14 protein-coding genes are annotated in these 17271 nt (G+C 43.8%); 8 read left to right on the top strand and 6 right to left on the bottom strand.

What is annotated here, in order from left to right; all coding sequences use genetic code 11:
* The first annotated feature begins 227 nt into the window (after window positions 1-227).
* Window positions 228-839, top strand: a complete 612-nt coding sequence (locus AC3WJC_RS17620) for a superoxide dismutase (RefSeq protein ID WP_492400430.1) — start codon at window positions 228-230, stop codon at window positions 837-839.
* 54 nt (window positions 840-893) lie between these two features.
* Here the strand turns inward: AC3WJC_RS17620 and AC3WJC_RS17615 are convergent, their stop codons facing one another.
* Both AC3WJC_RS17615 and AC3WJC_RS17610 read right to left on the bottom strand, forming a co-directional pair.
* Window positions 894-1583 carry a LytR/AlgR family response regulator transcription factor gene (locus AC3WJC_RS17615; protein ID WP_492400429.1) on the bottom strand — a complete coding sequence of 230 codons (690 nt, stop codon included), beginning with the start codon at window positions 1581-1583 and terminating at the stop codon, window positions 894-896.
* A gap of 9 nt (window positions 1584-1592) precedes the next feature.
* On the bottom strand, window positions 1593-3062 hold the full coding sequence (locus AC3WJC_RS17610) for a sensor histidine kinase (RefSeq protein ID WP_492400428.1): 1470 nt from the start codon (window positions 3060-3062) through the stop codon (window positions 1593-1595).
* Between the two features lie 173 nt (window positions 3063-3235).
* Between AC3WJC_RS17610 and AC3WJC_RS17605 the strand changes: the two genes are divergently transcribed.
* Both AC3WJC_RS17605 and AC3WJC_RS17600 read left to right on the top strand, forming a co-directional pair.
* A complete protein-coding gene (locus AC3WJC_RS17605; protein ID WP_492400427.1) occupies window positions 3236-4240 on the top strand; it encodes a quinone oxidoreductase family protein in 1005 nt (334 codons plus the stop codon).
* Window positions 4240-5250: a 2Fe-2S iron-sulfur cluster-binding protein gene (locus tag AC3WJC_RS17600; protein WP_492400426.1), complete on the top strand. Its 1011-nt coding sequence runs from the start codon at window positions 4240-4242 to the stop codon at window positions 5248-5250. Before AC3WJC_RS17605 ends, AC3WJC_RS17600 begins: the two co-directional genes overlap by 1 nt.
* A 102-nt stretch (window positions 5251-5352) precedes the next feature.
* On the opposite strand, the gene AC3WJC_RS17595 is transcribed toward AC3WJC_RS17600, so the two are convergent.
* The 4 genes from AC3WJC_RS17595 to AC3WJC_RS17580 all read right to left on the bottom strand — a co-directional run bounded on the left by AC3WJC_RS17595 (window position 5353) and on the right by AC3WJC_RS17580 (window position 10589).
* Entirely contained in the window at window positions 5353-6288 is a 936-nt protein-coding gene (locus tag AC3WJC_RS17595) for a hydrogen peroxide-inducible genes activator (protein WP_492400425.1), read from the bottom strand.
* A gap of 128 nt (window positions 6289-6416) precedes the next feature.
* Window positions 6417-8252 (bottom strand): glutamine--fructose-6-phosphate transaminase (isomerizing), encoded by a 1836-nt coding sequence (gene glmS / locus AC3WJC_RS17590; protein WP_492400424.1) that lies wholly within the window; start codon window positions 8250-8252, stop codon window positions 6417-6419.
* A gap of 118 nt (window positions 8253-8370) precedes the next feature.
* Complete coding sequence (locus AC3WJC_RS17585) at window positions 8371-9738, bottom strand: DUF4270 family protein (RefSeq protein ID WP_492400423.1); 1368 nt, start codon at window positions 9736-9738, stop codon at window positions 8371-8373.
* Between the two features lie 26 nt (window positions 9739-9764).
* On the bottom strand, window positions 9765-10589 hold the full coding sequence (locus AC3WJC_RS17580) for a glycogen/starch synthase (RefSeq protein ID WP_492400422.1): 825 nt from the start codon (window positions 10587-10589) through the stop codon (window positions 9765-9767).
* Window positions 10590-10749: 160 nt separating this feature from the next.
* Here AC3WJC_RS17580 and panC point away from each other — a divergent pair, with 160 nt between their 5' ends.
* The 5 genes from panC to carB all read left to right on the top strand — a co-directional run bounded on the left by panC (window position 10750) and on the right by carB (window position 17256).
* Window positions 10750-11586 carry a pantoate--beta-alanine ligase gene (panC, locus tag AC3WJC_RS17575; RefSeq protein WP_492400421.1) on the top strand — a complete coding sequence of 279 codons (837 nt, stop codon included), beginning with the start codon at window positions 10750-10752 and terminating at the stop codon, window positions 11584-11586.
* Between the two features lie 87 nt (window positions 11587-11673).
* On the top strand, window positions 11674-12024 hold the full coding sequence (gene panD, locus AC3WJC_RS17570; RefSeq protein WP_492400420.1) for an aspartate 1-decarboxylase: 351 nt from the start codon (window positions 11674-11676) through the stop codon (window positions 12022-12024).
* 24 nt (window positions 12025-12048) lie between these two features.
* Complete coding sequence (locus tag AC3WJC_RS17565; RefSeq protein ID WP_492400419.1) at window positions 12049-13056, top strand: energy transducer TonB; 1008 nt, start codon at window positions 12049-12051, stop codon at window positions 13054-13056.
* A 75-nt stretch (window positions 13057-13131) separates the two neighbouring features.
* A complete protein-coding gene (locus AC3WJC_RS17560; protein ID WP_492400418.1) occupies window positions 13132-14109 on the top strand; it encodes a TonB family protein in 978 nt (325 codons plus the stop codon).
* A gap of 330 nt (window positions 14110-14439) precedes the next feature.
* Window positions 14440-17256, top strand: coding sequence for a carbamoyl-phosphate synthase large subunit (gene carB / locus AC3WJC_RS17555; protein ID WP_492400417.1), 2817 nt, complete (start codon window positions 14440-14442; stop codon window positions 17254-17256).
* Window positions 17257-17271: the final 15 nt, after the last annotated feature.

Below are 17271 nucleotides of genomic sequence, written 5' to 3'. Positions count from 1 at the left end.
TTTATTCTGAACCGGAATTTTCAGAATTTGAGAATATACAGAATTAAGAAAGATATTCTAATTCTGCTCATTCATTAATCTGAAAATTCTGGTTCGAAACAACATCCGGAAAATTCTGGTTCAAAACAATACAGACCAACAAATGACATTTTATTTAGAACAATTTAACAGTTGGGAACTTATATTTGCTAACACAACTAAGTTTTAAACTTTAAAACACAAATATCATGGCTTTTACACTACCTGCGTTACCATACGCACCAGAGGCATTAGAACCGCACATTGATAAAGCTACCATGGAAATTCACCATGGCAAGCATCACCAGGCTTATGTTACCAACCTGAACAAAGCATTGGAAGGCAAGCCTGAGGCTGATGCCAGCATCGAGGAGATCGTTACCAATATATCAAAATACCCTGCAGCAGTACGCAACAATGGCGGTGGCCACTACAACCACTCCCTGTTCTGGACTTTGCTTGCACCAAATGCAGGCGGTACACCAACAGGTGCTTTAGCCGAGGCTATCAACAGCACATTTGGTTCATTTGATGAATTGAAAACCAAACTTGCTGAGGCAGGTGCTACCCGTTTCGGTTCGGGTTGGGCCTGGTTAATTGTTACTGCCGATAAAAAGCTGGCGGTAACCTCAACCCCTAACCAGGATAACCCGTTAATGGATATCGCCGAAGTTAAAGGTACCCCGGTTTTAGGTATCGACGTTTGGGAGCATGCTTACTACCTGAAATACCAAAACCGTCGCCCGGATTATTTGGCGGCTATCTGGAATGTAGTTAACTGGGAAAAAGTAGCTGAGCTTTATACCAAAGCTATCGCTTAATCTCAAAAACGACTTTATAAAAAGGCGGCAGGGTGTTATATCCTGCCGCCTTTTTTATGATTGTATATCCTGCATGCATTGCGCGTAAGTGGCCCCTATGGGTACCGTATGCTTATCAATATAAACCTGGTAGCGGTCAAACCGGTTTATTTTATTGCGGGCTACCACATAAGCCCGGTGTGTACGGATGAAGGATTTTGAGGGCAGCATCAGCAGCATATCGCCAATGGTTACGCGTGTGCTTAACGAGGTATCATCACTTAAATATATCTTCACGTAGTTGCCGGATGCTTCTAAAAACAGGATGTCATTTATCGCTACTTTTACCTGCTCGTAGCCATCCTTTATAAATATACTTTCGGGCACACCTGTTACGTGCTGGTTGTTTCTGAGCACATATAACTCAAGGGCTTTGTTACAGGCCTTTAAAAATCGCGCCAACGAAAATGGTTTTAACAGATAGTCTACCGCATTAAGCTCAAAGCTTTTTACCGCATGTTCTGAATAAGCCGTAGTAAACACCACCATGGGCGGGTTGGTTAGGCTGTTCATAAAATCTATCCCGCTGATATCGGGCATTTTAATATCTAAAAATATCAGGTCGACCTTATTGCGCTGCAAATGGCTAAGTGCCTCAAAAGCATTTGTAAAGTAACCCTCCATTTGTATAAAGGGTACTTTTTGGGCATGCGCGCGCACAATATCTAACGCTATAGGTTCATCATCAATGGCAATGGCAATCATGCGGTAAAGTTAAACGGCATCTTCTAACTGCAAGGTAAGGTGTACAAAAAAGTCTTTCGCGGTTTCCCGGATAATTAATTCGTGCTTGTTGTTGTAAAGCAGGTTCAGGCGCTGCTTCACATTTTCGAGCCCGATACCGCTTTGGCCTTTTTCCGGGTCATTATCGCTTTTCAGATGAATGCTGTTGTGCACATCAAAGTACAGCGTGTTGCCGCTGGTTACCAACTTCATTTTTATAAAGGATGGATTAATAAGGCTGATGCCATGCTTAAAGGCATTCTCAACAAAAGGTATAAGCAGCATGGGCGCGATGAGCAGCTCCGGACTATCATCATTGATCTCGGCCTCAATAATAACATTTGCGGATGTAGCGGTGCGTAGTTTTTGCAACAGAATGTAATTATTTAAATAGTCAATATCTTTTGATATCGATATTTTATCCTTCATGTTTTCCTGGAGCATCAGGCGCATCATGTCCCCGAGTTTTTGTATGCCTTCGCCGGTGCGTTCCGCGTTTTCCTGCAAGGCGGTACCATATAAAGTGTTTAAGGCATTGAATAAAAAGTGCGGGTTGATCTGCGACTTTAAAAAGTTAAGGTTAGCATCGGTTTGCCCAAGTTCAGTTTTAAGTTCATGTATTTGCTGGTCTAATTTCCTGTTACGGCTTTTAAAATTACTCCAGGCAAAAGGAATTACAATTAGTAATTGTGTTACTATACATATTGCAAGTAATACTGTAACGTCATGTTCCTCAACTTTAAAGTTTAATAAATCAGGTCCTAATATCTCTGCAACACCGTATAGGTATGAGTGCTCTTTCAATTGAGTTACAACAAGGGTTACTAACAGCATTGAAAGAATAATCGCCCCTAACGTTCTTATAAAAAAATTAAAAAATAACCATTTTTTATGCTGTATAAGCGGCAGTATGCGATATATTGAATATAAATAAATAGTTATACAAGCTGGTATAACCAGTAATATATAAGTTCTTAATACATCATGTATATCAACAAATACTGATGCGACGGTCAAAAAAATCCAGCTTGCGGTAAGTAACCCGCTTTCGTAATTTAAGGCATTTACAGCGGATCTGTTGTTTCTTGTAAATAGAATGATCCATATTCTTAATGCCAGGAGCGCACCAAAGTAAATGCTGATCAGATTAAGCAGAAGCGACACTGCAATCAGCGCATATACTAAAACTACTGGCCTGGCAGGTTGGCCTTCAGGTTTTTTAAACTCAGGTGCTACAAATAAACATAGCAGGGTGTAGCACAAATAGGTTACAGCATATTTAAATACTGCTGTTGCAAGTAAAGAGCTGTAGGTAATGGATATGCCGATTGAACGATTGCTTTTCACAACATCTACAGCATCAAACAGGTAAACTATAAACGTAGCTAAGATAACGAGTGCAACCAATAAAAGCTCAATGAGCGTTTCGGTTTTTAATTTAGTTTGGAGAGATTTAAGCATAATGTGATTTGTTTAGGGCAATAGTACGCAGCACTGTTATACAAAAATAAAAAATGTGATAAACGCCCCGATAAATGTGACAAACATGGTTTTTTTATAGTTTTACCTTATTCCTGCTCCGTTTAGGTTTTCGGAACAGTGATTGCTGCCGGTAAATGTAAAGCGAATTATTTATGAAAGCGATTGTATTAGAAGGGCTGAACCAGCCACTAACCATAAAAGATATTGATAAACCTGTACCGCAACCGGGCGAGGTGCTGGTGCAGTTAAAAGCGGCATCATTAAACCGCCGCGACTGGTGGATAACGCAGGGCAAATACGATGGGATATCCTATCCCTCTGTAATCGGATCTGACGGTGCTGGCGTAGTTGTGGAAGCGGGCAGCGATGCCGGTAGCGGCTGGATAGGTAAAGAGGTGGTCATTTACCCGGCGCATGGCTGGGGAGACAACACCGCGCATCAATCAAAGGATTTTAACATCATCGGTTTGCCACCCAACCAGGGTACTTTTGCGGAATACGTTACCGTGCCCTTAGCTAACCTGCAACCCAAGCCGGTACATTTAAACTGGGAACAAACCGCTACGCTACCGGTTGCCGGCTTAACCACCTTCAGGGCTTTATTTACCAAAGGGCAGGCAAAAAGGGGCGACAAAGTTTTAATAACCGGCGTTGGAGGTGGTACCGGGGCTTTTGCCCTGCAATACGCCGTAGCCGCGGGCTGCCAGGTATTTGTTACCTCCGGCTCGGCCGAAAAGATAGAACGTGCAAGGCAGTTGGGTGCTTCGGCAGGGGTAAATTACAAGGCACAGGATTGGCCCGGACAATTGCAGCAACTATCGGGCGGCGGGTTTGATGTGATCATTGATAGTGCCTTGGGCAAAGGCTTTGAAAAGCTGATAGATATCTGCAAACCGGGTGGCCGCATTGTCTTTTTTGGCGGTACTGCCGGCAATATTCCCGAATTAGCCGGCCGGAAAATATTCTGGAACCACATCAGCATATTAGGTACCACGTTGGGCTCGCCTGCTGAATTTGAGCAGATGCTGCAATTTATCAGTGGCCATAAAATTGAACCGGTTATTGATGAGGTATTTCCCTTAGCTGAGGCTGAGAAAGCGATCAGGAGGATGGATGATTCAAGTCAGTTTGGTAAGTTGGTGTTAAGAATAGGCTAATGCTGCAGTTAAGGGTTGAAAAGATAGAACAAGAAACGGCTGATACGTCCACGTTTTACCTGAGCAATGTAACAGGCGAAAAGGTAAGCTATAAGGCGGGACAGTTTATTACGCTGGTGTTTGATCATCATCATGAAGAAATACGCAGATCGTATTCGCTCAGTTCATCACCAGATGAAAAATTAATGGCCATTACCATAAAGCGCATCCCAAACGGCGAAATTTCGCGCTTTATGTTTACTAAGATAAAAGTGGGTGATCTTTTAAACGCTGTTGAACCCACAGGTCGTTTCTTAATAACTCATCCCGAAGAGAAGAAAGATATTATCATATTCGCGGCGGGCAGCGGTATTACACCGGTATTTTCTCAGCTTAAATATATTTTGAAGCAGCCCGGAAAGAGTAATATAGTTATTATCTATAGCAACCTTAATAAAGCATCAATAATATTTAAGAAGCAACTTAGCGAATTAGCAGATACCCATGCTGATAGGTTAAAAGTTATACACCTGCTTAGCAGCGAAGCCAATCGGCTGAATAATTTTATGGCCGAAAAGCTGGTAAAGCAGCATACGCCCAACGGTTTGGCTAACGCCGATTTTTATTTGTGCGGGCCCTTCGCTTACATGCGTATGCTCAGGCTTACCTTATTATATATGGGTGTTGAGCCACAACGCATCCGTAAGGAAAATTTTGTGATCGATACTGTCGCGGTAACACCGCCTGCGCTTAATTACCCGCCGCAAAAAGTGGGCATTGCTTACAAGGGTGAGCATTATAATATCATAGCGGGAGAAAATCAATCTATTTTACAGGCCGCCTTGCAAAATGGCATCAGGCTATCATACAGTTGCCGGGCGGGTGTATGCTCCGCTTGCGCAGTTATATGTACCAGCGGCAAGGTTGAAATGGCTCGAAATGATGTACTCACTCCCGAAGATATAGCCGCAGGCTGGATACTTACGTGCACCGGGCATCCGGTAACAGAGGTGGAGATTGTTGGTGATTAGTGGTTAGTAATGGGTGGTCAGAGATTGGTTTTTGAAACAAGTCGCTTATTGTATTACTAACTAACTACTAACCCTCAATCACTGACCACTAATCTCTACCACCTATATGTCCACTATCTCTTTCTTCTTCTTGGTTTTTAATCTTTTAGGGATAAATTCAAGGATCTCGTTTTTAAGCGCTTCTATCATACGTCGTTTTAAAAAATTACGGGGTATTACAATGCTTACCTCACGTGCCGGTTCCGGCGATTTAAAGTAACGCACCCTGTCCAGTTGTTTTTCGGTCAGGTCGGCAATGGCCAGCTCGGGCAAAATGGTAGCACCGTTATTTTGGTCAACCATGCGTTTAAGTGTTTCAACGCTACCCGTGTTATACTCAAAATGCTGAAAGCCCCGGGTGCTTTTGCGGCGCTGGCAAATATTCAGCACCTGTTCGCGCATGCAGTGCCCCTCGTTAAGTACCCATATTTCTTCCACATCAATATCATCCGGCTGTATGCTTTTCTTTTTAAACAGGTTGCTGTTGCGCGATACGTAGGCCACAAAGTTTTCGTAAAAAACCGGGATCTCCATCAGGTTGCTCTCATGCAGCGGGGTAGACAGGATGCCACAATCAAGTATACCCATTTTTAACTGCTGGATAATCTGCTCCGTTGTTTGCTCCCACACCACCAGTTTTACCTGCGGATATTTTTCAATGAAACTCGTAATAATTTTAGGTAATATATAAGGCGATATAGTTGGTATAATGCCTATCTTCAACTCTCCCGATAGTTCCTTCTGTCGGTCGCTTATAATTTCTTTGATCTTCTCACTCTCGGCAAGCAATACACGTGCCTGGGCTACTACCTCAATGCCAATTTCTGTTGGTATAACAGGCTGCTTGCTGCGGTCAAACAGTTTAACGCCTAAGGTGTCTTCCAGCTTTTGCACCTGCATGCTGAGGGTGGGTTGTGTAACAAAACACTTTTCGGCGGCAGTGCCAAAGCTGCGGTAAGTATCTACGGCTACAATATATTCTAACTGTGTAATGGTCATGATATAGATTTTATCGATGTAAAATTAATATAATGATTGATTTTAGCAATAGAATTTATCGACTTGATCCAAATAAAAACGGCTCGCAGCAAATGCTGCGAGCCGTTCAATTAATTATAATTTAGAGCTTATTCAACCGTAACGGATTTAGCCAGGTTACGCGGCTGATCTACATTGCATCCCCGCATAACCGCAATGTGGTATGAAAGCAATTGCAGCGGAATAGTAGCCAGCAGCGGTACAAAGGCTTCGCCGGTTTGCGGAATTTCTATTATGTAGTCGGCCATGTCCCTAACATCGGTATCTCCCTCGGTAACAATAGCAATTACACGGCCGCCACGGGCTTTAACCTCCTGTATGTTGCTGATCACCTTTTCGTAAGATGAATGTTTGGTGGCTATAAATACCACCGGCATCTCGGCATCGATCAGCGCGATCGGCCCGTGTTTCATTTCGGCAGCCGGATAGCCTTCGGCATGTATGTATGATATTTCTTTTAGCTTCAACGCACCCTCGAGCGCTACCGGGAAAGAGCTGCCCCTACCCAGGAAAAGGCAGTTGCGGCTATCCTTAAATTTCTCGGCTATCTCCTTTACCCGGTCATTGGTTTTCAGCGTCTTTTCTATCAGGCCCGGTATCTGGTCAAGCCCGGTCAGGTATTCTATCAGCTTACTTTGGGTAATGGCTCCGCGCTGCTGCGCGATATAAAAAGCGATAAGCGTAAGCACTGTAACCTGCGAGGTAAAGGCCTTGGTTGATGCTACGCCAATTTCAGGCCCGGCATGGGTATAAACCCCGGCATGGGTAATGCGCGGAATAGAAGCGCCAACTACATTACAAACCCCAAAAATAGTGGCTCCTTTTTCTTTAGCCAGTTCAAGCGCCGCCATGGTATCAGCCGTCTCGCCGGATTGTGATATGGCGATCACCAGGTCTTTTTCGGTAATGATGGGGTTGCGGTACCTGAACTCTGAGGCATACTCCACCTCTACCGGTACACGGGCGTATTCTTCAATTAAATATTCACCCACCAAGCCGGCATGCCACGAGGTGCCGCAAGCTACAATAATAATACGGTCAAGGTTCTTTAATTTCTCCGCATACTCTTTAATTCCCCCAAGTTGTACCTTGCCCTCCTGCGGGTAAATGCGCCCGCGCAGGCAATCACGTATCGACCGCGGCTGCTCGTATATTTCCTTTAGCATAAAGTGGTCGTATCCGCCTTTTTCGAGCATTTCCAACTTCAGGTCGAGCTCCTGTATGTAGGGTGTTTGTATGGTGTTGTCAATGTTTTTGATCAGCAGGTCTTCGCGGGTAATGTAGGCGATCTCATTATCGTTAAGGTAGATCACGTTTTTGGTATACTCTACAATCGGCGTAGCGTCCGAAGCGATGAAGTATTCACCCTCACCTACGCCGATCACCATCGGGCTGCCCTTGCGTGCGGCTATCAGCAGGTTTGGGTCATCCTCGCTCATAATAACAATCGCATAAGCGCCTATCACCTTGTTTAAGGCGATACGTACAGCTTCTTTCAGGTCGATGCCGGTAGCCGTGGCAATATCTTCCACCAGGTGTATCAATACTTCGGTATCTGTATCGCTTTTAAAAACGTGCCCCTTGGCCAGCAGGGTTTCCTTAATAGTGGCATAATTCTCAATAATGCCATTGTGTATAATGGTAAGCTTTCGGTTGTTTGAGGCGTGGGGGTGCGAGTTGCGGTCGCTTGGTGCACCATGCGTAGCCCAACGGGTGTGGCCCATACCTATGGTGCTTGTTACCGGCAGGTCTTTAGCAAAATCCTCAAGGGCGCTTACCTTGCCGGCTTTTTTATATACTTTAAGCCCATCGTTATATATTGATATACCGGCACTATCGTAACCGCGATACTCCAGGCGGTGCAGGCCTTTAATAATGATAGGGAATGCATCCCGGTGGCCTATATATCCAACTATTCCGCACATTTGTTTTCAGGTTTTTGTTTATAAAAAGATTGCTGCAAATGTAATCAGCTTTAATACAAACAACGCAATGCCCCCCAATTAATTGCAATAAAAAAGCCCGCTTGTGGCGGGCTCTATACTATTTAATTTTAGTGTATATTATTTTGAGTTGCACCCTGTAAGGCGAGTTTTTGCCTAACAGCACCGTTCGTGCTGTTGGGTAGGCTGTTGCCCCTATATTAGGAGCTGCACCTGTACCGGTGCTTTGTGCCTCATTATCGGCAGCTATATAAGTGCCATAATCCTGATCCTTACCGGTTACCAGGTTTTGCAGGTAAGTGGTAAGCAAAAAGCGGTATTCGTTTTTTACAGGAATAGAATAGTATCCGCCAAACAGCAAGCCAAAGTTGGCCGATCCATTCACCATGTCCTCAATGTAGGTACGCTGCTTTGCCAGATCAGATTTGTACATCACCAACCTTGGCAACGGCGCATAAGGCGTTAGTGTGCCTGCCTTAGGTATAATCACCATTTCGGCACGGTTAATAATAACATCCTTAGGCAGCAGTTCTGTTAACTTATCAAAATTTACTTTTACACGTAAGCCACCCATGCCTTGTAAGTAGGCCGTTTGATTGGTGGTAGTAGTATTGGCAAGCGCGGCCTTAACCTGGTCGCTATAAGTATGCTTAACTTCGTTAATATAACGGCTGATAGGCAAACCAACTACGGTGGTGTCCTTGGTTGATCCGGATGTAACCGTGGTATAAACAGCTATGGAGTCGCCGGTTGATAAGGCGATAATACCGCCTGAGCCTGTTGTGCCTGTAGGGTCTATTTTTACATATAGCCCTTTAGCCAGATTTTGAAAAGCCAGGTTTGACTGCGCCGCATCTGTTGAGTTTAGCCAACCCCTGATCAACTCCGTGCTCAACCTAACCCGTATTTGAGGCACAACACGAATAGCGGTATCAGCAGCGCCGTCAACAATTGAAGTAACCCGGATAGTATCATGCGGGCGGGCAATAAAAGTTTTAGTACCGATAACGGTGCTAAGTGGAGTCCATTTTTTACTGTTATAATAAACCACGTTTTGTGGCTTTTCACTAAGCTGATAAACGTTTAATTTGTAGGTAGAGGCCAATGAGTCGCCATAAAAACCGGTTGGCGCGTATTTAAGCATCAACACAGCCGAGTCAACTACCATATCGCCGGTTGGCTTGGTGTAAGCGGTACCACCCGGTAAATTAATATCAGTAATCAGTGCTGATTCTGTTAAGCCGAGCTCGGCATCATTAAAATAAGCAAGTGTTGAACGCCCGAGGTCCGACACGACGACAGAATCTTCGGGCACCGTGTTAAGCGTAATGTTGGTATCAACCAACAGGGAGCCGCTTACCTGATTGTTTTCGTCAATATCCAGGCCTACACCATCCGGGTTTTTGCAACTATTTAAAATAAAAAGACTTATCAACAGGGTTAATAAGTCTAATCTGAAAAATCTCATATGTTAAAAAAATATCTTATTCAACTTTATACAACCTGTGCCAGCTCTTCAGTGGCAATTTCGTCGTAAAAATTGTAATAATTTTCCACATCCGAAGTAGAATTGTAATCTAAAACAGGTTTATTGCTGTTTTTAACATTATTTAACACATCCTCGTCTATGTTCTCAGCCGCTAATATCACACCATCTGAATAGTGGATAGCACCGGCGTAAAGTGCCGAACTGGTGGCCGGTTTGTACACTTCAGTGTGCGCCTCGGTCATGCCATTCATTACCGCTTTTTGCGCGAAATCATCATTCAGTTGCCCTGCAAAATCATTCTCGTAAATAGAGTAAACCAGCTTGGAGTTTTTAAAGGTCGGATCGTCCTTATAGGTGGTTTTCAGGTACGCGGGTACCAGCGCGCTCATCCAGCCGTGGCAGTGGATCATGTCTGGCGCCCAGCCTAATTTTTTAACGGTTTCAAGTGCTCCTTTGCAAAAGAAGATCATGCGCTCATCGTTATCGGCGTAAAATTTGCCATCCTTATCGGTAAACACGTGCTTGCGTTGAAAGTACTCTTCGTTATCAAGAAAATATACCTGCATACGTGCTGAAGGTATTGAAGCCACTTTAATGATCAGCGGATTGTCGTTGTCATTAATAATGATGTTCATGCCTGATAAACGGATCACTTCATGTAGTCGGTTCCTGCGCTCATTGATATTGCCGAAACGGGGCATCAGGATACGGATCTCGTAACCTTTATCCTGCATTGCCTGGGGCAAATTGCGTACTATTTCAGAAATTTTTGTGAGTTCAAGGAAAGGTGACATTTCATGAGCTATAAACAAAAGCTTAGATTTACCCATCTCTATAAATTTGTATTTAGTAAGTATAAGACGTCAAAATAAATTTTGAGAGTACAAATATAGGGATATTATATGAACTATCAATTAATTGCACAACATAAGTTTGGATATTTTTAATTAATTACTCATTTTCGCCGAATTTTTTAAGCACTTTAAGGCATTGAAAATTATAACCACCAAACAACAGCTAAGGCAGCATTTGCAACCTTTGCAAACCGGCGGAGCTACCATTGGCTTTGTGCCTACCATGGGGGCCTTGCACCGCGGCCATATTACCTTAATTGAGCGGGCAAAGCAGGAGTGCGATATTGTGGTATGCAGCATTTTTGTAAATCCAACGCAGTTTAATGATCCTAAAGACCTTGAAAAATATCCCCGCCCGATCGAGGCTGATATAGAAAAACTGGAGCAGGCCGGATGCGATGCGCTGTTTAACCCGCCCGTTAGCGAAATGTATGCCAGCAATGAGCAATGGCATTTAAACATTGGCGAACTGGAGCACTTGCTTGAAGGCGCATTCAGGCCCGGACATTACCAGGGCGTAACACAGGTGGTGTTTAAGCTTTTTGATATGGTTAAGCCCGATAAAGCGTATTTCGGGCAAAAAGATTATCAGCAATTTATGGTAGTGAACCGTATGGTGGAGTTGCTTGCATTGCCCGTTAAACTGGTAATGTGCCCCATTGAGCGCGATGCCGATGGTTTGGCCATGAGCTCACGCAACGTGCACCTTACGGCTGATGACCGCTTGCACGCGCTTGTGCTTTCTAAAACCTTAAATAACCTAAAAAGTCAATTTAACAGCACGAACATAGCGGCATTGAAGCAACAGGCAGAAGCCGCAATTGGTAGCGAGCCTGGTGTAGCGCTTGATTATTTTGAAATAGTTGATGGGGATAACTTGCACCCGGCCAATCAAAATACAACGCATATTGTTGCTTTAGTAGCGGCCAAAGTGGGCAATACCCGGCTGATTGATAATATGATAATTAAATAGAAGGCGGCACAAATCAACCTATTGTAATAATATAGCAGCACCCTAACTATTAAAAATTACTCCAATTCAAATTACTAACTTTGCGCCATGATAATTGAGGTGTTAAAATCCAAAATTCACCGGGTAAAGGTCACCCAGGCCGAACTGAACTATGTGGGCAGTATTACCATTGATGAGGATTTGATGGATGCGGCAAACATTATTGCCAACGAGAAAGTACAGATAGTAAATAACAATAACGGTGCGCGTTTTGAAACCTACGTTATACGTGGCGAGCGCGGTTCCGGTACCATCTGCCTTAACGGCGCAACAGCACGTTTAGCCCAGGTGGGTGATATTGTGATCATCATGAGCTATGCCTACATGGAGCGCGAAGAAGCCAAAGTTTACGAACCGGTTTTGGTTTTTCCGGATACGGATAATAAGCTGATTAAGTAAAGTAAACAATACCTATTCCATCACATGCTTAAAAAATTTGCTTTCAGCATAGCATGCTCTGTATTGCTATCAACTGTGGCGATTGCTCAAAACGCATGGTTTGTAAGGAATGATGGCAAAATTGTAAACACCAGGGATAGCGCTGATTTTATAAGAATAATCAGCAAACCAGACTCCGGCGATGTACTATACAATGTTGTAGAGGTATATCCTAACAACAAGATAAAACTGGCGGGTAAATCAATTACTCCTAATTTTTATACACTCCATGGAAAAATAGTTACTTATTATCCCAACGGAAGGGTCGAGAGCATTACCGATTACGTAAGGGGGAGTATATGGGGTGATCGTTATGAGTATTTTCCCAATGGCAAATTATATCTTTTACGTAATTACTATAAGGCTACTTCGTTAGAAGCCCATAACACCGACGAAGCGATGAATAAGTACGAGGTTATAACATGCAATTATCTCAATGGAGATATACTGACCAAAGAAAAAAACGGATACTACAAAGTATACAATGATAATTTCAGATCAGTTATACAAGAGGGCTATATAAAAAACGGGAAAAGAAATGGCGGGTGGAAAGGAATCGATACTTTACTAAAGGTCAGCTTTAATGAGATATATGAGAGCGGGGTTGTAATATCGGGCCTATCCGTTGATAGCTCAGGCATAAAGCATCATTATAACAGCCTTGAACCAACCCTCCCTACTTATAAAGGTGGATTAGAGGTTTTTAAAACATATGTGGAAAAAAATCTTGTTTACCCAATGCAATCACGGGCTAATAATATTCAGGGAAGAGTGTTTATCTCTTTTATAATAGGCCCGGACGGTACAATCGTTTCAAGCAAAATTTTAAGATCGCTTGATCAGTATACCTCAGCAGAAGCCGAACGGGTAATCATGAGTTCAACCGGATGGATTCCTGCATTGAAGAGAGGGGTATACTGCAAAGCCGCATCAGTAGCTACGCTGCCAATACAGTTTGGGCTTACAGATCCGAATAAAAAGCCGGGCAAATAACTTAACCCATTCCCAGTATACTGTAACATACATTGAACTACAGTTATTATATTTATACCAACCTTACACACCACTATGCAACGTTTCATATACGCGCTATTGGCGCTATTATTATTCGCATTAAGCGCATATTCACAAGCTCAGAACGTGTATTTTATCAAAAATGACGGCAGTTATGTTTCCACAAAAGACAGCGCTGACTACATCAGGGTTATAACCGAGTCTGATCCGACAAGCACGCTCTACTCTGTTACAGAATATTACAAAAATGGCAGTAAAAAAGCCGTGGGGTATTCAACATCGGCTGAGTTGTTTCGCCCTGATGGCTCGTTGATAAACTATTACAGCAATGGCAAAAAAAAGAGCATTGAAAATTATGTAAACGGGCAACCAATGGGTTTGCAATACGCCTATTATCCAAATGGCAAATTACATGATGTTGTAAAAATCATAAAATCAGACGAAAAAGCAAGCAACATTTTTCTTCAAGAAGTAGAAACAGAGATTGTTACCAGCCTTGATTCTACTGGTAAGGAATTGGTTACCGAAGGTAATGGGCATTATATTGAATATACATCCGATTTTAAATCGGTTATATTAGAAGGCGATTTAAAAAACGGTAAGCGGGTTGGTAAATGGACTGGGCGCAACCGTTGGCTTAAAGCAACATATACCGAGCAGTATGACGAAAACGGTATGCTGATATCAGGCGAATCAATAGACGCTGCCGGCCAAAAGCATAGCTATACCACACGCGTGGAACCTCCTGAATATCCCGGTGGTATGCCAGGTATTCGCAAATATTTAGAAGCGCATATACGCTACCCTGCATCTGCCCGAAATAACGGCATAGAAGGGACGGTTTTAATATTTATTACTGTAAAAGTTAATGGTACAGTGGGTAATGTAAGAGTGCTTAAGCCGGTAAGCAATGATATTGATAGAGAAGCAATTAGGGTAGTTTCCCGCATGAAGGGTTGGATACCCGGAAAACGCTATGGAATAATTGCAGATACCGACTATAAGTGGCCGATAGCTTTTGGCATTCGTTAAAACCTTTAATATTATTGACTGGCTCGCTATAATCATGTATAGTAAACAGGTTGCTTATTAAACTTTGAGATGCGATTGATAATAGTTTAAAGCTTAATTAGTATCATTAAAACTTGAAACTTTATAGCTAAAATCTCTGCCTATTGCTGTGCAAGATCGAAGACCTTAAAAAATTATAAAAATCCCCGCAATTTAATTCAATAAGTTCTATCTTTGCACCCCGACGCTGAAGTCGGTTTTATCCTCGCTTTCAGCGCATAGGTAACAGTCCGTAAATCCAGCTAAATGGATGGCGGCTATAACTTTAACTTTTTGAATTAAAAAAGCCCTATGCCCAAAAACTCTTCCATCAAATCGGTATTAATTATTGGTTCAGGCCCTATCATTATAGGCCAGGCCTGCGAGTTTGATTACTCAGGCTCACAAGCCGCGCTTTCGTTAAAAGAGGAAGGTATCTCCGTAACCATTATCAACAGCAACCCCGCCACTATCATGACGGATAAGGTTATTGCTGATAACGTTTACCTGCTGCCTTTGAACTGCGAAAGCATTGAACAAATTTTACAGGAGCAGCAAATTGATGCTGTACTGCCTACCATGGGCGGCCAAACCGCGCTAAACCTTTGCATCAGCGCGGATGAGCAGGGCATCTGGGAAAAATACGGCGTTAAGATTATCGGTGTTGATATTGCCGCTATCGAAAAAACTGAGAACCGCGAAGCCTTCCGCCAGTTAATGGTTGACATTGGTGTTGGCGTGGCCACCTCAAAAATCGCTAACTCGTTTTTAGAGGGTAAAGAGGCTGCGCAAACTATCGGGTTCCCGCTGGTAATACGCCCAAGCTATACGCTGGGTGGTAAAGGCGCAGGCTTTGTGCATAAAAAAGAAGAGTTTGACGCGGCCCTGAGCCGTGGCTTGCAGGCATCACCTACACACGAGGTACTGGTGGAGCAGGCGGTATTAGGCTGGAAAGAATATGAGCTGGAGCTGCTTCGCGACAGCAGAGATAATGTGATCATCATCTGCTCTATCGAGAACTTTGACCCGATGGGCATCCACACCGGCGACTCGATCACCGTGGCTCCTGCCATGACGCTGAGCGACCGCTGCTACCAGGATATGCGTAACCAGGCCATCAAAATGATGCGTGCCATTGGTAACTTTGCCGGTGGCTGTAACGTACAGTTCTCGGTAAACCCGGCTAATGAGGAGATCATCGCTATCGAGATCAACCCACGGGTATCACGCTCATCAGCACTGGCATCAAAAGCTACCGGTTATCCTATCGCTAAAATAGCCGCCAAACTGGCTATCGGTTATAACCTGGATGAAATAGAAAACCAGATCACCAAAACCACTTCGGCTTACTTTGAGCCAACGCTGGATTACGTGATCGTGAAGATCCCTCGCTGGAATTTTGATAAATTCAAGGGCGCCAACCGCGAACTGGGCCTGCAAATGAAATCAGTAGGTGAGGTAATGGGCATAGGCCGTACCTTTATCGAAGCCTTGCAGAAAGCCTGCCAGAGTTTGGAGATAGGCCGCGCCGGTTTAGGTGCCGACGGCCGCCAGAGCCGCAACCTTGATGAAATTATGCACAGCCTTGAACACCCAAGCTGGGACAGGCTGTTCCATATATATGATGCCCTGAGCCTTGGCGTGCCGATTGAATCAGTACGCAAGGCTACCAAAATTGACCGCTGGTTTTTGAACCAGATACAGGAAGTGGTTAACATGGAGAACGAACTTCGCCGGTATTCACTCAATAATATTCCTGAAGACTTCTTATTCACCCTGAAACAAAAAGGTTTCTCTGACGCGCAGATCGCTTACGTACTGACAAACACGACCGAAGAGGATGTTTACCAGCGCCGTAAGCAATTAGGTATACGCCGCGTGTATAAAATGGTTGATACCTGCGCCGCGGAGTTCCCGGCAAAAACACCGTACTACTACTCAACCTACGAGGGCGAGAATGAGTCGGTAGTGTCTGACAAGAAAAAGATCATTGTATTAGGCTCAGGCCCTAACCGTATTGGCCAAGGTATTGAGTTTGATTATAGCTGCGTGCATGGCCTGCTGGCAGCAAAAGAAGCCGGTTTTGAAGCCATCATGGTTAACTGTAACCCTGAAACCGTATCAACCGACTTTAACATGGCCGATAAGCTGTACTTTGAGCCCGTATTTTGGGAGCACGTACGCGAGATCATCGAATTAGAAAAGCCTTATGGCGTAGTAGTTCAGTTAGGTGGCCAAACAGCCCTTAAAATGGCTGAAAAGATGCATGAGCACGGGATCCGCATTATCGGCACCTCGTTTACCGATATGGATATCGCCGAAGACCGCGGCCGTTTCTCTGACCTGCTGAAAGAGCTTAACATTCCTTACCCTAAATATGGTGTTGCCGAGAGTGCTGAAGAAGCCCTTGAAGTAGCGCACGAAGTAGGTTACCCGGTATTGGTTCGCCCAAGTTATGTATTAGGCGGCCAGGGTATGAGCATCGTAATTAATGATGAAGACCTGGAAAAAGCGGTAGTTGGCTTACTGAAAAATCTGCCCGGCAACCGTGTGCTGATTGACCATTTCCTTGACCGTGCATCCGAAGCCGAGTCTGATTCGATCAGTGATGGTGATGATGTGCACATCGTAGGTTTAATGGAGCACATTGAGCCTGCCGGTATTCACTCAGGCGACTCCTACGCGGTGCTGCCTCCGTTTGACCTGTCAGACAACGTGATCGAGCAGATGGAAACTTATACCAAAAAGATAGCTACTGCACTTAACGTGCGTGGTTTGCTGAACATACAGTTCGCTATAAAAGAGGAAAAGGTATATGTAATTGAGGCTAACCCCCGCGCATCACGTACCGTACCGTTTATTGCCAAGGCGTATGATGTGCCTTACATCAATATAGCTGCTAAAATAATGCTGGGTACGCATAAACTAAAGGATTTTAGTATTGTACGTAAACTAAAAGGCTATGCTATTAAGGAGCCGGTATTCTCATACGATAAATTCCCTGAAGTAGCCAAGGAGCTTGGCCCTGAAATGAAGTCGACAGGTGAGGCGATACGCTTTATCCCTAACCTGCAGGACCCATACTTCAGGCATTTGTATAAAGAGAAATCAATGTATTTAAGTAAATAACAACCGGTTTTCTCT

It is taken from the genome of Mucilaginibacter sp. FW306-07-L (genome assembly GCF_058782065.1).
This window is presented reverse-complemented; position numbering and strand designations above follow the sequence as displayed.

Excerpts from the sequence above, each read along its gene's own strand:
- AC3WJC_RS17605 (WP_492400427.1), top strand. The coding sequence starts at position 3,236 with ATGAAAGCGATTGTATTAGAAGGGCTGAACCAGCCACTAACCATAAAA.
- AC3WJC_RS17615 (WP_492400429.1), bottom strand. The coding sequence starts at position 1,583 with ATGATTGCCATTGCCATTGATGATGAACCTATAGCGTTAGATATTGTG.
- AC3WJC_RS17610 (WP_492400428.1), bottom strand. The coding sequence starts at position 3,062 with ATGCTTAAATCTCTCCAAACTAAATTAAAAACCGAAACGCTCATTGAG.
- AC3WJC_RS17560 (WP_492400418.1), top strand. The coding sequence starts at position 13,132 with ATGCAACGTTTCATATACGCGCTATTGGCGCTATTATTATTCGCATTA.
- AC3WJC_RS17595 (WP_492400425.1), bottom strand. The coding sequence starts at position 6,288 with ATGACCATTACACAGTTAGAATATATTGTAGCCGTAGATACTTACCGC.
- glmS (WP_492400424.1), bottom strand. The coding sequence starts at position 8,252 with ATGTGCGGAATAGTTGGATATATAGGCCACCGGGATGCATTCCCTATC.
- AC3WJC_RS17565 (WP_492400419.1), top strand. The coding sequence starts at position 12,049 with ATGCTTAAAAAATTTGCTTTCAGCATAGCATGCTCTGTATTGCTATCA.
- carB (WP_492400417.1), top strand. The coding sequence starts at position 14,440 with ATGCCCAAAAACTCTTCCATCAAATCGGTATTAATTATTGGTTCAGGC.
- AC3WJC_RS17580 (WP_492400422.1), bottom strand. The coding sequence starts at position 10,589 with ATGGGTAAATCTAAGCTTTTGTTTATAGCTCATGAAATGTCACCTTTC.
- AC3WJC_RS17620 (WP_492400430.1), top strand. The coding sequence starts at position 228 with ATGGCTTTTACACTACCTGCGTTACCATACGCACCAGAGGCATTAGAA.
- AC3WJC_RS17600 (WP_492400426.1), top strand. The coding sequence starts at position 4,240 with ATGCTGCAGTTAAGGGTTGAAAAGATAGAACAAGAAACGGCTGATACG.
- AC3WJC_RS17585 (WP_492400423.1), bottom strand. The coding sequence starts at position 9,738 with ATGAGATTTTTCAGATTAGACTTATTAACCCTGTTGATAAGTCTTTTT.
- panD (WP_492400420.1), top strand. The coding sequence starts at position 11,674 with ATGATAATTGAGGTGTTAAAATCCAAAATTCACCGGGTAAAGGTCACC.